This window comes from uncultured Fibrobacter sp. (genome assembly GCF_947166265.1).
Lineage (GTDB): Bacteria > Fibrobacterota > Fibrobacteria > Fibrobacterales > Fibrobacteraceae > Fibrobacter.
On sequence record NZ_CAMVDO010000015.1, the window covers coordinates 31,112 to 44,899 of the forward strand.

The following is a 13,788-nucleotide window of genomic DNA, read 5'->3' on the forward strand; positions in this document are numbered from 1 at the left end:
GTGACTTTGCTGTGCGAAGGCGGGCTTTTTCTATGGTGAAAATCTTTTCTATTTTATAGCTTATGGCAAAGAAGAAAAAAGTTTGGAAGTCGCCGGCGATGGCTCAGGCCATGCGCAGCAAGGAAGATAAACTTCGTGAAACGCTTACGCAGATTGTGAGCGGACAGAGCCGGCTTTTACACCGCCCCGATGATTTGTACGAGGCGATTGCGAACGGCATCGACGAAATCGAAAATTTCAAGAATCCGAAGGATCAGCTGGAACTTTTGGCGTGGACGCTCCGTGCGGACTTTATTTCGTTCAAGGCGGACAGCGACGAAGAAAAGGAATACTGGGACAATCTTTTTTACGATGCGGGAACGTTCTTTGTGGAACTGGCCTCGCAGTATAGCGATAAGGACTATGTGGCGGACTTGGTTCACGACTTGGCGATGCGCCATGTGGGGGGCGAGGGCCGTTCGGTGGTGTTCCTGAGTGTCGAAGAAATTTTGCCCAGGGAACGTGCACAGGCCTTGCTCGAAGAATTGATCAACAAGGTCACCGAAGTCGATCAGGGAAACCGTGAAGACATTCTGGATGCCATTTGCGACATGGCGGACTCTATCAAGGATGCGGCGAACTTTGCGAAGGCAGCACTCCTCAAGGATCCGGACAAGAGCAACGCAACACTCATTGATATTGCCAATGCGCAGTTCATGGCGGGGAATATCGAACTCGCCAAGCAGTGGCTCGGCGATGTCCGTAACCCCGGCTCCGAAGACGAAGAGGCGTACCTCGATTTGCAGGCGGCGATTGCCGACAAGGAAGGCCGCAAGTCTGACTGCATCAAGATTGCGCGTACCTTGTACGAAACCTTCCCGAAGGTGATTAACCTCGGACGCTTGGCGGCGTTCTTGCCCGAAGCGGATGCGGACCGCGTTCTCAAGGAACATGAACAGTTCCGCAACGGCAATACCGCTGACTTGGAATTTATGCAGTTGCTCGCTTCGATGAAGCGTTATGAACAGCTATCGGGCTACGTGACCCGTTTTGAGAAGGACTTGACGACTCTCGATGCCGAAGAACTGACGGGGCTTGCCGATTCGATTGAGCATGACGGGCAGAAGGCTTTGGCCGACCACATTCGCGACTGGATTGTGGAAGAACCCGAAGACGCGCAAGCCTTTGACGATAAGGATTAAAACTATTCCAGCAGCAGTTCCTGCGGGATAGCGCCTTCGATAACGAGGAGTCGCCGCTTGAGGTCGAGCCCCAGGGCGTAGCCGACCAGGCTTCCGCCCTTGCCCACCACGCGATGGCAGGGAAGGATAATCTGTAGCGGGTTCGCGCGGAGGGCGGCGCCCACGGCACGTGTGGCGCGGGGCTCTCCAACTGCTTCGGCCACCTGCTGGTAGGTGCGAGTTTCTCCGTAAGGAATCTCGGCGATGGCCTCCCAGACTTTTTGCTGGAAATCGGTGCCGTACACCTTGAGCGGGAGCGAAAATTCGTGAAGCTTTCCGGCCAGGTACAGGTTCAATTGTTGCACCGCCTTGCGGTAGGCGCGAGCCACCGTCGAAGATAATGTCTGAACCATATCCGGCTCGGCATAGGCGCAGGCCTGAACCGAACTCGGAACGCCTTCTCCCGTATAGCGCAGGCTACACAGCTTGGATTTTTCAAACACGAACGTCCACTGCCCCCACAAGTTGCGGTGCGCAATCGTCGTGAATCTTGAATCCGAGAAGTTCATGGTATGAATATAAAAAGGTGTCGGGTTTCAGGCAACAGGTTTCTCAAAAGGGATCAGGTTCAGGCGACTGGTTTCAGAAAAAATTATATTTCTCCACAATTCTTTCATCAGAGGTGTTTTGTTTATGCTTGGAAAGAAAAATACGATGTTTTTAATTGGTCTCCTGTTTTTGTTTGCCTGTTTTGTCGCTTGCGGCGATGACTCGGGTAACAATTCAACAGATAAGGAACTCCAAGAAGAGATTGAAAGTTCCTCTGATGAATCTATTTCGTCCAGTTCTATTTCGCAAAAAAAGAATAAATCCTCTTCTAGCGAAGTCGAAAAGAATACCAAAGCTAGTTCAGGTAAAGAAAGTGAAAAAAATGTTTCGAGTAGCAGCAAAACTGGAGATAAAAAAGCCTCAAGTGATAGTAAGTCTTCTGGAATAGATGAATTGTCCAGTTCGTCGAGTTCAGAGAAAAATTCTGCACAAAGTAGTTCTAGCAAGAAAAATAAGGGGCAAATACAAAAGAGCTCTGTGACCGATTGGCGCGATAATCATACTTATAAGACTGTCAAAATTGGCAATCAGGAATGGTTTGCCGAAAACCTAAATTACGATGATCGGAAGTCTATTTGCCCGATGCATGACGCTGCAAATTGCGATGCTTATGGACGTTTATACACTTTTGATGGTGCGGAAAAGAAATCGGATATTTGGAGTGTTTGCCCAGAAGGCTGGCATGTTCCGGATTCATTGGAATGGATGGAATTATTTGATTATGTGTCTAAACATAACGAGGGTGAAGGTATTGCTGTGAGCCTAAAGGCCAAGGACGGTTGGTATGCGGAGGGGGATTCCGTTCTTGTTGAAGGAGATGGATATCATGGTTTTGTAGAAAGTTTAGATTCCTTAAGAATCGGAGCCCAAAAAGGAACGGATCGATTTGGCTTTGCCGCTCTTCCGGCGGGCGTTTGCTGGGATAATGGTTGTCATGTGGGGGATGACGCCCGTTTTGTTGTCAAGTATATTCTTATGGAGGATCGTGGATGTTATGGAAATGGTGGATTCAAATTTGCTTTTGATAAAAATGACGTATTTTATGATGAAGATGTAACCTATTCCTATAGTTCGGTGCGATGTGTCAAGGACCCTGTCATAAAAATTGATTCAATGCCAAGACTTGCCGTTTTTGATTCAAAGGTATGGATGGTTGAGGATTTGTCCCATAATGGTTCGACAGAGTTCTCGATTGAAGAAGCCGTTGTTGCTTGCCCCGAAGGATGGCGCTTGCCTAAGTCCGATGAGTATGATTCGGTTGCTAGAAAATGTCTCTTTGATAGCTTTTTTGAAAATAGTGGGGATTTCTTCTTTTATGGTTTTGAAGATCAACCCATTGGTGTAAAAATGCATATTGAAAAAATGTCTACTGAAAAATGTAGTCAATGGTCTTATGTGACACCATATTATTCTGCCCCCAAGCATGTTCGCTGTATCTCTGAGTGGTCTTATAAAACAGTGTCAGGTTGTTCTTGCACGGCATCGAAGTATAATCCAAAAGATAGTTCTATTTCGTGGAAAGTTTCGGGCTGTAACGAAAACAATTCTAAAATTGAAAAATATGCATGGAAATTTGGCGAAAATAGCGCTGATGTGAAAATCTCAGGTTCAAAGGCGATAAAAAAATTCAAGCATAATGAGCTGGTGACTCCTGCGGTACACGTTATAAGTAATTTGTCTGTTCCAGGGGCAACCTTTGAAGACTCTTTATTGTTGGATTGTTCCGCTGGAGTGGGAACACCTGCAGATACGATATTATTTTCTGATAATGATGTTTCTGTTTTTGTGCCTACAGGGAAAAATTTTGTTGCGAAAAAGAATGTTAAATGTGCTTATGCTACTTATGTAACTGTAAGTTGTAATCCAATTGATATACAAGATCAGGATATTTTTATAAAGATTGCTGATAAATTGTACGAAGGAGAGTGGGGAAAGATTACTGCAAAGGTTGAGGAGCTGTGTGAGGAGGATGTCTTTAGCATCGAGGCTTCTGCAAATATGGAATGTAGTCTGCACCTTTTTTAAAAAGTTAATGTAAATAACTCTAGGAACTATAGTCTATTAACGAGTAACGACTTTCTATTTACTACTTTTCTGCATATGGAATCTTACTTTTTTATCGGTGTAGCGGGCGTAGGCATGAGTGCCATCGCCCAGTATCTTGTTGGCAAGGGTGTTGCAATTAGCGGTTCTGACCGCCAGTTCGGTGAGTTTTTGGCAGGCAAGTGCGAAAAGCCTCTTGTCATGACTCAGCTCGAAGAATGTGGAATCAAGTGCTTTGCACAGGATGGTTCTGGTGTCGTAGAAGGCCTGAATGCGGTGGTGGTGAGTACCGCCATCGAAGATACGAACCCGGACCTCAAACGCGCCAAGGAACTGGGAATCCCGGTAATGCACCGTAGCGAAATGCTCGCGAAGATTTCAAAAGAGGCGAAGACCATCGCCGTTTCGGGCACCAGCGGAAAGTCCACCGTGACCGCCATGATTTATCATATTCTGCAATACGCTGGTCTCCAGCCGTCGGTCATGACGGGGGCGGGCCTTGTGAACTTGCAGAAAGAAGGCAAGATCGGTAACGCCGTGAGTGGCAAGGGGCAGTGGCTTGTGGTCGAAGCAGACGAAAGCGACGGAACGCTCGTGCGCTACGAACCTGAAATAGGCCTGATTTTGAATGTGGACAAGGACCATAAGGAATTGAGCGAACTCCAGGAAATCTTCCTCAAGTTCAGCCACAACATTCTCGATAACGGCAAGATTCTGATTGTTAACGACGCGCATCCGCTGGCCAAGAAGTTCAGCGCCGGTCGCGAATTCGATTTTGGTTTTGAAAATTATGTGGGTGTGCAGGGCACGGACTTCAAGTCTGTCGGAACCTCGATTCAGTTCCGCGTGCGTCACCAGGCAGAACTCGTGAAGTTCGTGGTGCCGCTCCCGGGCAAGCACAATATGGAAAACGCCCTGGCTGCAACGGCAGCCGCACTCCGCGCAGGAGTAACGCTCCATACGTGCGCCGACGCCCTAGCCACATTCCCCGGCGTGTTCCGCCGTCATCAGATTTTAGGAACGTTCAATGGCGTGACGCTGGTGGATGACTTTGCCCACAATCCGGCGAAGATTGCCGCGAGCATCAGGAGCGCGCAGGACTTTACCGAAGGCCGCGTTATCGCCTGGTTCCAGCCGCACGGTTTTGGCCCCACGCGATTCCTGCGCAAAGACCTTGTGGAATTTATCGCGAAGACGCTCCGCCCCAAGGACTTTGCAGACGATCGTGAAAACGATGTGATGTTCTTCAGCCAGATTTACTACGCCGGCGGCACCGTCACCCGCGACATTAGCGCCGGTGACCTCGCCGATGACCTGCTCCTCAAGGGCTGCGAAGCCATCTACATCGAAGACCGCAACGAATGTGCCGAGAAAATGGTGGAATACGCCCAGCCCGGCGACACCATCCTGCTGATGGGCGCGCGCGACCCGAGCTTGCAGGCCTTTGCGCAGCATGTGCAGGAGCTGCTAGAAGATAATCTGATGTAACTCTTCGATGAGTCGGTGTCTTGCTTTTATAATCCGAGGATTTTCTAATGATGAAAAATTTTCGCGCCTTTGCAACATTTTCTCTCGTCTCTAGTCTTTCGTCTCTCGTCTTTTTCTCGGCTTGCGGTGAATCTACTACCACCGAAAAAATCGTGGAAGTGGCAACCGGCGGCACCGAAATTGTTTCTTCGGTGAAAGACCTCCCCAAATGCACCAAGAGCAATCAGGGCGAACAGGCGCTTGTGAAGGGCGAATCGTCGGTACGTGTCTGCGTAGACGGCAAGTGGTTTGCGACAGTCGCGAAGGATACTTCTTCTGCCGATTTTAGCAGCATGACCAAGGAACTCAAGGACAAGAGCGGCCTCAAGATTATCTGTAACGGCGATAGCATTGGCGTGGTGTTGAACGGCGCAAAGGGCGAACAGGGAGAGCAAGGCGTACAGGGGCTTCAGGGTGAGCCTGGTGTTGCCGGTAAAGATGGTGCCGATGGCGAACAGGGAATTCAAGGTGAAAAAGGCGAACAAGGAGCTCAGGGTGAAAAAGGTGATTCCGGTGCTGCAGGAAAGAATGGTACGAATGGCTCGAATGGAAAAGATGGTTCCGGTTGCACGCTAGCCCAGAAGGGGACTAAGGTTACGATTACCTGCGGTGAAAAATCGACGACGATAGATATCGGCTCGGGGAGTGGCTCGGTTGTGGATACTGTTGAACTCGACTCTGAAAAAGTTTCTGTTTCGCTCGATTCCGTTTCGGGCGTATCGCAGAAGGGACCGTTCCTTTCTGGTTCCAAGGTGCAGGTGAAGGAACTTGAAAGCGGTCGCACCTTGGCTCAGACGGGTAACAATTTCGATGGAAAAATTTTGAATGATAAGGGCGAATTCAGGATTCCCTCGCGCATGATGGTGAGCCAGTACATGATGCTGGAGGCCTCGGGGTACTACCGCAACGAAGTGACCGGCGAAGAATCGAAATCGCCGTTAACTTTGTTTGGCGTGACGAACGTGCTGCTTGGCAATGTTGTGAACATCAACTTGCTCACGCATCTGGAATACGAGCGCGTCATTTACTTGGTGGTTCACGAAAAGATGACCGTTAGACAGGCGAAGGATCAGGCGCAGAAGGAAATCTTCGGCTTGTTGGATATCGATGCGACGGGCTTCAGTAATTCCGAGCGGTTGAGCATCGCGGGTAGTTCCGATGAAGATGGTGCGCTTCTCGCGTTTTCGATTATGTTCCAGGGTGACCGCACAGTGGCTCAACTTACCGAACTTTTGACGAAGATTTCGACGGACATGGAAAAGGACGGCACGTGGGACGATGCCAAGACTCGCATGGACATTGCGGACTGGAGCGCCGATGCCGATTCTTCGGGACGTCTCGCAACGATACGCCACAACGTGGCTACCTGGGGACTTTCTGCTATGGTTCCGAATTTCGAACAGTATGTGCGCCATTTCTGGACAACGGAATACGGCCTCGATAGCTGCAACGCCAAGAACAGCGGTGTCGTGAAGGCGGCTACAGCAGGCAAACGCAAAGGATCCAAGACGCGTTATATTTGCAAGGATGTCGATGGCCTTGGCGATATGCGCTGGGTAATTGCAAACGATTTTGAAAAGGATACGTACCAGTGGAAAGCGGGTAAGGACGGTGCCGTAAAGGTCGGCTCCGTAACGGAAACGAAGTACTACTTGTACGATGCTGTTGCCAAGGAATGGCGCGACGCCTCTGTGGTTGAACAGGTTCTAGGCGGCTGTATTGAAAGTGTCGCTGCAAACATTAACAAAAATACGGGATTTGTGAACAGCTATTGGTACAAGTGCGAAGACCGCGAATGGGGTCGCACTACAGCTTACATCGTGGATACGCAGGGCTGGGTGCCCGGCAGTGACGGCGATGTCCAGAAAGGTGATAGCACCGATGCCTACTATGTGTTTGACCTTGCCGAGAACCAGTGGCGTGATGCTAGTTACAACGATGTGAATCTAGGGCTGAAAGGCTGCACTACGAACCGTACCGGTGAAATGGGCCGTTCCAAAAAAGATAAGAGATACTATAGTTGCGCCACGGATCACGCCTGGATGCAGATGGTCGACAAGGTTGCCTACAATACTGTCGATTACGACTGCGACAAGGAAGGTAAGATGGTGACGGGCATTGTCGATACCAAGACATACTTTGTTTGTGATGCGGGAATCTGGCGTGAGGCGACTACAAATGAAGAACAAGAGGGCATGGCCTGTACTGCAGCGATGAACGGAGTCTTTAACGAAGATTCTACCCGCATATGCGAAAATAGTGGATTTAGGGATGCTTATGTTTATGATTTTGAAGTCGGTGTCAAGGATTATTTCAATCCTGAAGTTGAATACGGAACGCTAAAAGATAAACGTGACGGTCGCATTTACAGGACCGTGACGATTAACGGCATGACCGTGATGGCGGAAAACTTGAACTATGCCGATGAAGGGGCGCATAGTTACTTGATTGAAAATAACTCGTGTTACAATAATGATTCTACAAACTGTCTGAAAGGTGGACGCTACTACACCTGGACTGCGGCGATGGATATAGACTCCAAGTGGCAGGAGGCCTCAGTGCCGGCAGGGACTATCAAAACCCCGCATCAGGGAATCTGTCCTGATGGCTGGCATATCCCGACGGTCAGTGAATGGTACCAGTTGCTCTCTAGTGTTGATTATACTGCGCAACAGGCACTTGGCAATGTAGAATGGAAGAATGCAACGAATGAAAGTGGTTTCTCCGCGCTCCCAGTCGGCTACTGTCGCTCGGGTGGTTTCAACTGTTTCTACTCTAATGCCGACTTCTGGAGTGCATCTGAGTATAGTAGTGGTGAAGCCTCCTACGGTTACATAGGGGCAGATGAAGCGCGTGTCTACAATAATTTAAGAAAGAACAACAGACTCTCTGTTCGTTGTTTCAAGGACTAAATCTTCAACATTCCATAAAATAAAACCCTGCGCTTTTATACACAGGGTTTTATTATATAGGGTGATGCGTTTTGGGCGATGCGTTATGTTTTAGCCTTACAAACTTTCGTGTTTGCTCATGCAGTGTAGGCTACCGCCTTCTTCGATTACGGTGCGGCAGTCTAGGCCAATCACCTTGCGGTCGGGGTATACGCTTTCGAAGTAGGCCTTGGCCTTGGCGTCGTTGGGCGACTTGTACTTCGGGAAAATGATTGCCCCGTTTGCATAGATGTAGTTCATGTAACTGGCCGGGAGAATTTGGCCGTCATCGAGCTTACGTTGCGGCGGGAGCGGCAACGTGTCGACTTTCGCGGACTTGCCGTAGTGGCTCTTGAGCCAAGTTTCAATCAAGTACTTCGCTTCGGTCAGAATGACGTTGTTCGGGGAACGTTTGTCGGTCGCTTCGCACATCACGATGCGGTCTTTTGCAACAAAGCGTGCCACGTTGTCGATATGACCGTCGGTGTGGTCGCCGTGGAGCCCGTGGGGGAGCACCAGCATGTCGCGCAGGCCGAAAGCCTTGCAAAGCGCCTTGACTACATTCTTCAAGTCCTTTTCTGCGTTACGATTCTTGCCAATCAGGCAGTCCAGCGTAGTAATGCCGAGACCGTCTCCGTTGACTTCGATTGCGCCGCCTTCAAAGATGTAGGGAACGCTAGCGCCTTTCTTGTATTCAAAAATTTCAGCGATGTGTGCAGGAATCTGGTTGTCGTTTTTCCAGGGCGGAAATTTTGCACCCCAGGCGTTAAAGACGGTTTCCGAAACAATCGTTTCTTTGCCCTTTTTCAGAAAAAACGGACCGTAATCGCGAATCCAGATGTCGTCTGTTTTAATGGTGAAGAAACTCGCGGGGAAGGGACGGTCGGCTACGGCGTATTTTTCTTCGGTGGTGAGAAAGTTCTTTTTCGGAACAAGGACGTTCACCGGTTGAAATTCGCTGATGGTGCGGATAAGTTCTATATAGAACTTGCGGATCATTTCGCCGCGCTTTCCGTACCAGTTCTTTTTGTTATGCGGAAAGGCGAGCCATGTGGCCGCTTGTTCTTCCCATTCGGCGGGGTAACGTACATTTGTTTTCGTCATAAAAATATCTCTCGTCTTTCGTCTCTCGTCTGTAGGGCGAAGCCCGTTCTACTTATCGCACCAGATTTTCAGGATGTCCCCGTAGAGGTCTACGCGGCGGTCGCGGAAATGCGGCCACCAGCGGCGATTCTCTTCGGTTTCCTTCAGGTCTATCTCGACGATGCTTGTTCCGAGAAAATCCACGTCGTTCTTGTGGAGAATGTATCCGTCGGGGGCGGCAACGAAAGAGGTTCCCCAGAAGGTGAGTTCGCCTTCGGTACCGATGCGGTTTGCCGAAAGAACGAAGGTGCGGTTTGCAATCGCGTGTCCGCGCATCACCGTGACCCAGCTGTCCTGCTGACGCGGGTAGATTTCTGCGGGTTCCGATTTCATCCAGCCGATAGCGGTGGGGTAAATCAGAAGGTCTGCTCCCTTGAGGCTCATAATGCGAGCCGCTTCGGGGAACCACTGGTCCCAGCAAATCAGGACGCCGAGCGTACCGGCGCTCGTCTTGATGGGTTCAAAGCCCGTGTCGCCCGGAATAAAGTAGTACTTTTCGTAAAAAGCCGGATCGTCGGGGATGTGGCTCTTGCGGTAAAGGCCAGCAATAGAACCGTCGCGTTCAAAGACGAATGCACTGTTGTGGTAGATGCCGCGGGCGCGTTTCTCGAAGAACGGGAAAACGATTACCGCGTTGATTTCTTTTGCGATGCCTTGCCACTGCTTTACGAGCGGACTATCCTTTTCGATAGCCATGTCAAAAAAGTCGGCATTTTCTTCGAACGGGAAATACGGCGTATGGAACATCTCGGGGAGTACGACCAGGTCGATTCCCTTGCCCTTGAGCGCAAGCGCCTGCTCCACGTACCATTGGTTATTGGTCTCGGTGTTGCCCGTCCACTTGCCCTGCAGTGTTGCTGTCTTGATTTTGTTCATTTTGCAAATCTTTGTTGTTCAGTTTTAGAAACCAATAATCTTCGCTATTGATAGAACTCGCGTTAAGAATCGGATCATTTTCTAAATCGTTCATATTTTAAATATAGAAATTAGCGGAGTGTATCCCGCACAAATCCATTTTCGGGAACGTCACTTAAGACCTCGAATGTTCCCGAGCCGATAACTGCTCCATTCTTGTAGGCGACTTCGACACGGTACTTGCCCGGGGGCGTGTTCTTTTTGCGGGTGAATGTCCTGAATCCGGATTCGCGGCCTCCGTTGATTGTCATGCGGCTTGACGAAATGCGGTCTGTAAGCGAGTAACGTCCTGTTGTCGGATTCTGGTAGTACCATAGGTATTCCAGTTCCGCCTTGAGTTCGGCAGGGGCGTAAACGGATGTTACAAAGTAAACTTCGGAACTGTCGACGCGGTGGACGGTAGGTATCATGAGTCCAAGAGACTGCATGAATGTGGGGGCGTCTGCATCGCAGCTGTAGCTTGCCTTGTCAAAATTCTGGCAGGCGATTTTTTGCTTGAGTACCAGCGGCACGGGGGGCACCCAGTTCATGATATAGGCGACCACGAGCAAGACGCTGATGATAGCTGGCGCGATAAGGATTGTCTTTTTACGGTGCGACATCTTCCAGATAAAAAGGCACATGCCAAATGAAATCAGCGTACTCAGGAAAAACCAGATAAATCCGATGCGGTGAACCAGGTGCGGAATCGCGAAGTTCATGAACATAGTCCCGAGCAGGCAGAAAAAGGCGAGGCTTACGCCGAAACTTTCGTACTTCTTTTGCAGAAATTCGTTGCCGACCAGGAGAATTGCTAATAAAATAACGAGAAGGAACGAGGCGAGCGAACCGCTGCTCTTGAAATAGCAGACGACAAGGGCGCTGAACAGACCTCCGAAACAGAACTGTACCGCCCAGGTAAAGCGTTGTTTCCAGGCTTCGCTCCATTCGCGGTCCAAAAAGCGGTGGTTTACGACAATGGCGTTTTCGGGAATGGCGGTCGATTCGTAGCCGACGTTCTTTGCGAATTTTGAGGCGGCCCCCTTGGCCTTGACGGCAGCATCTTTCGCTTCGGTCGCAGCTCGGTTCGCGGTTTCCTTCGCTTTGGCCGTGGCGATCGCCTTTGCCTTGGCGGCGGCTTCCATGGCTTCGGTTGCGGCGCGGTTTGCCGCTTCCTTTGCTCGTACGGGAGTCTTTTGGGCTATAAAATTGGCTGCACGTCTGAAACGAGATTCCGCTGTCTTTGTTTCAGGGGTTTCCTCGGGGGTGGAGGCCTGCTTTTCATCGTTTTTTTTCGCGGCTACAGGCTCCACCTTTGGGAGCGATTCTGCTTTCTTGGCTGGCTCTGCCACGGGGGCGCTTACTTTCGGGGCCTGTTTCTGTTGGCTCTTGGCGAGAGCCTGCAGGCGTTCCTTGGTCCAACCTTCGGGGTGCTCCAGTTGTGCAGAAAGGAGCAGAACCAAGATAAGTGCTCCCGTATAGTAGGCGAGTAGAATCAAAATGTCTGTGCCATACACCATTTGTCCAAGGGTGATGGAGTCCCAGGTGAAACCGCCTAGAAAGGCTATTGCCGGAAAAAACTTCTCTAATTTTTGAACGGAGGGCTTTGCCCTAAGCTTGTCGACAAATTCCATGTCTACAAAATACAAAAAAATGAAGCCTCCCTAATTTACTATCTTTTTTAGCGATGGATAAGATTAAAGATTTTTTAGAAAACTGGATGAACCATTTGATGGATCATTCCTTTCTTCAGCGCTTTTTGCTTGCGCTGGTGATCCTTGCGGTTGCAAAAGTTCTGTTGATTGTCTTGAAGCAGGTAATCAATCATGCCGAAAGCAGGGGCTTTGACAAGGCGGCTAAGCCGTTGATCTACTCGCTGTTTGCCTACTGCATCTATATCGTTAGTTTGTTACTAATTCTGCATGTGCTGGGCGTCAATACGGCGGGGCTCGTTGCCATGGTCGGTGCGGCGAGCTTGGCCATTGGACTTGCTCTCAAGGATACGCTCTCGAATATTGCCTCGGGCCTTTTGCTGTTGTTCCTTAGGCCGTTCAAGGCGGGGGACTATATCGAGTGTGGAAACATCAAAGGGAATATCGTAGGCATTGGACTGTTCAATACCACCTTCAAGACCGTTGACGGCTTGTTTGTTTCGGCTCCGAATTCTGCCCTGTGGGGTCAGCCCATTGTGAATTTCAGCAAGAATCCGCTCCGTAGGCTCGAAATTACGGTGGGAATCGATTACGGGGATTCCCCGGAAAAGGCGCTAGACATTATGCGCGATGTGGTGGCGGGGGAGCCGCTCTTTTTACGCAAGCCGGAACCGCAGTTCTTTGTGGCCGGCCTCGAAGATAGCGCCGTGAACGTGACTTTCCGCGCCTGGGCGCGTACGCAGGACTATTTCAACCTGCGCTGGAAGTATACGGCCGAAATCCGCAAGCGTTTTGCCGAAGAAAACATCACGATACCCTTCCCGCAGCGTACCGTTCACGTCGTAAATGACTAAAAACCACGTTTTGACGTAAAAAAAAGCAATTTTGACATATTTGTAAAATCATTTTTGTTAGATTTAGAACAGATATATCAAGGATGTATAATGTCTTCGATAAATTTTGCTACAAGAGAGATTAGTTGTAAGGTTGTTTACTATGGCCCGGGTCTTAGCGGTAAGACCACCAATTTGCAGGTGATTCACCAGAAAATGCCGCAAGACAAGCGTACCGACATGGTGTCGTTGGCGACCGAAGGCGACCGAACGCTGTTTTTTGACTTTTTGCCCTTGAACCTTGGTGATATTAAGGGTTTCAAGACGAGGTTCCAGCTTTATACGGTTCCTGGTCAGGTTTATTATAACAGTACGCGTAAGTTGGTGCTTCGTGGTGTAGATGGAATCGTTTTCGTTGCGGATTCCCAGAGGTCCCGTCAGGCGGAAAACCTGGAAAGCTTGCAGAACCTGCGTCAGAACTTGCAGGATTACGGCATGGACCTCGACGATATGCCGTTTGTGCTCCAGTACAACAAGCGTGATATGGACAATGTGTTCACGCTCGACGAACTGAATGCGGAGCTCAACCCGCGCAACGTGCCTTTCTTCCCGGCGACCGCCCATAACGGTAAGGGCGTTGTGACGACCCTTAAGACCATCGCCATGCTGGTGATCGAAAAGTTCAACGTGAAGCAGGGCTTTTTACGCCAGGCGGCCGCGAATGTCGGCAATACCGGTGTTCACGACGTTTCCCTTACCAAGGAAGGCGTCTCGGTCAAGGCGACTCAGCCTGCAGCCCCTGCTGCCCCCGCAGCCGCTCCGGCTGCTGCATCTCCGTTCCGTATGCCTTCTTTTGCTGCAAAGCCGCCTCAGGCTCCCGCAGCTGGTTCGCCCGCACAACCTCCGACTGCAGGTGCCGGTCTGTTCCAGAAAGGTGCGACGTCTTCGCCCTTCGGTCGTCCGCGTGCCGCAGCGACGGTTCCGCGTATGCCGACTT

Annotated in this window: 9 protein-coding genes and 1 pseudogene; 6 read left to right on the plus strand and 4 right to left on the minus strand. The window is 50.1% G+C overall.

Features of this window, described 5'->3' with window-relative positions:
• Positions 1–62: 62 nt before the first annotated feature.
• Complete coding sequence (locus Q0W37_RS09110; RefSeq protein WP_297700762.1) at positions 63–1,181, plus strand: hypothetical protein; 1,119 nt, start codon at positions 63–65, stop codon at positions 1,179–1,181.
• A 2-nt stretch (positions 1,182–1,183) separates the two neighbouring features.
• Here the strand turns inward: Q0W37_RS09110 and Q0W37_RS09115 are convergent, their stop codons facing one another.
• On the minus strand, positions 1,184–1,729 hold the full coding sequence (locus Q0W37_RS09115; RefSeq protein ID WP_297700764.1) for a methylated-DNA--[protein]-cysteine S-methyltransferase: 546 nt from the start codon (positions 1,727–1,729) through the stop codon (positions 1,184–1,186).
• Between the two features lie 124 nt (positions 1,730–1,853).
• Here Q0W37_RS09115 and Q0W37_RS09120 point away from each other — a divergent pair, with 124 nt between their 5' ends.
• The 3 genes from Q0W37_RS09120 (at position 1,854) to Q0W37_RS09130 (ending at position 8,251) form a co-directional block, all read left to right on the plus strand.
• Entirely contained in the window at positions 1,854–3,794 is a 1,941-nt protein-coding gene (locus Q0W37_RS09120; protein ID WP_297700766.1) for an FISUMP domain-containing protein, read from the plus strand.
• Between the two features lie 75 nt (positions 3,795–3,869).
• The gene (gene murC, locus Q0W37_RS09125) at positions 3,870–5,300 is read left to right on the plus strand and encodes a Mur ligase family protein (RefSeq protein WP_297700769.1); all 1,431 of its coding nucleotides are present in this window, start codon (positions 3,870–3,872) and stop codon (positions 5,298–5,300) included.
• 47 nt (positions 5,301–5,347) lie between these two features.
• Positions 5,348–8,251: an FISUMP domain-containing protein gene (locus Q0W37_RS09130; RefSeq protein WP_297700771.1), complete on the plus strand. Its 2,904-nt coding sequence runs from the start codon at positions 5,348–5,350 to the stop codon at positions 8,249–8,251.
• A gap of 96 nt (positions 8,252–8,347) precedes the next feature.
• Here the strand turns inward: Q0W37_RS09130 and Q0W37_RS09135 are convergent, their stop codons facing one another.
• From Q0W37_RS09135 to Q0W37_RS09145, 3 genes are all read right to left on the minus strand, one after another.
• Positions 8,348–9,373: an agmatine deiminase family protein gene (locus Q0W37_RS09135; protein WP_297700773.1), complete on the minus strand. Its 1,026-nt coding sequence runs from the start codon at positions 9,371–9,373 to the stop codon at positions 8,348–8,350.
• 48 nt (positions 9,374–9,421) lie between these two features.
• Positions 9,422–10,288 carry a carbon-nitrogen hydrolase gene (locus Q0W37_RS09140; protein WP_297700775.1) on the minus strand — a complete coding sequence of 289 codons (867 nt, stop codon included), beginning with the start codon at positions 10,286–10,288 and terminating at the stop codon, positions 9,422–9,424.
• Between the two features lie 110 nt (positions 10,289–10,398).
• Positions 10,399–11,940 carry a DUF2914 domain-containing protein gene (locus Q0W37_RS09145; protein ID WP_297700777.1) on the minus strand — a complete coding sequence of 514 codons (1,542 nt, stop codon included), beginning with the start codon at positions 11,938–11,940 and terminating at the stop codon, positions 10,399–10,401.
• A 53-nt stretch (positions 11,941–11,993) separates the two neighbouring features.
• Between Q0W37_RS09145 and Q0W37_RS09150 the strand changes: the two genes are divergently transcribed.
• Entirely contained in the window at positions 11,994–12,812 is an 819-nt protein-coding gene (locus tag Q0W37_RS09150; RefSeq protein WP_297700779.1) for a mechanosensitive ion channel family protein, read from the plus strand.
• Between the two features lie 90 nt (positions 12,813–12,902).
• Positions 12,903–13,490, plus strand: a pseudogene (locus Q0W37_RS15410) (ATP/GTP-binding protein); the annotation flags it as partial.
• Positions 13,491–13,788 lie beyond the last annotated feature (298 nt).

Bases quoted from the DNA above. Each gene is read 5' to 3' on its own strand.
- Q0W37_RS09110 (WP_297700762.1), top strand. From the start codon at position 63: ATGGCAAAGAAGAAAAAAGTTTGGAAGTCGCCGGCGATGGCTCAGGCC.
- Q0W37_RS09115 (WP_297700764.1), bottom strand. From the start codon at position 1,729: ATGAACTTCTCGGATTCAAGATTCACGACGATTGCGCACCGCAACTTG.
- Q0W37_RS09120 (WP_297700766.1), top strand. From the start codon at position 1,854: ATGCTTGGAAAGAAAAATACGATGTTTTTAATTGGTCTCCTGTTTTTG.
- murC (WP_297700769.1), top strand. From the start codon at position 3,870: ATGGAATCTTACTTTTTTATCGGTGTAGCGGGCGTAGGCATGAGTGCC.
- Q0W37_RS09130 (WP_297700771.1), top strand. From the start codon at position 5,348: ATGATGAAAAATTTTCGCGCCTTTGCAACATTTTCTCTCGTCTCTAGT.
- Q0W37_RS09135 (WP_297700773.1), bottom strand. From the start codon at position 9,373: ATGACGAAAACAAATGTACGTTACCCCGCCGAATGGGAAGAACAAGCG.
- Q0W37_RS09140 (WP_297700775.1), bottom strand. From the start codon at position 10,288: ATGAACAAAATCAAGACAGCAACACTGCAGGGCAAGTGGACGGGCAAC.
- Q0W37_RS09145 (WP_297700777.1), bottom strand. From the start codon at position 11,940: ATGGAATTTGTCGACAAGCTTAGGGCAAAGCCCTCCGTTCAAAAATTA.
- Q0W37_RS09150 (WP_297700779.1), top strand. From the start codon at position 11,994: ATGGATAAGATTAAAGATTTTTTAGAAAACTGGATGAACCATTTGATG.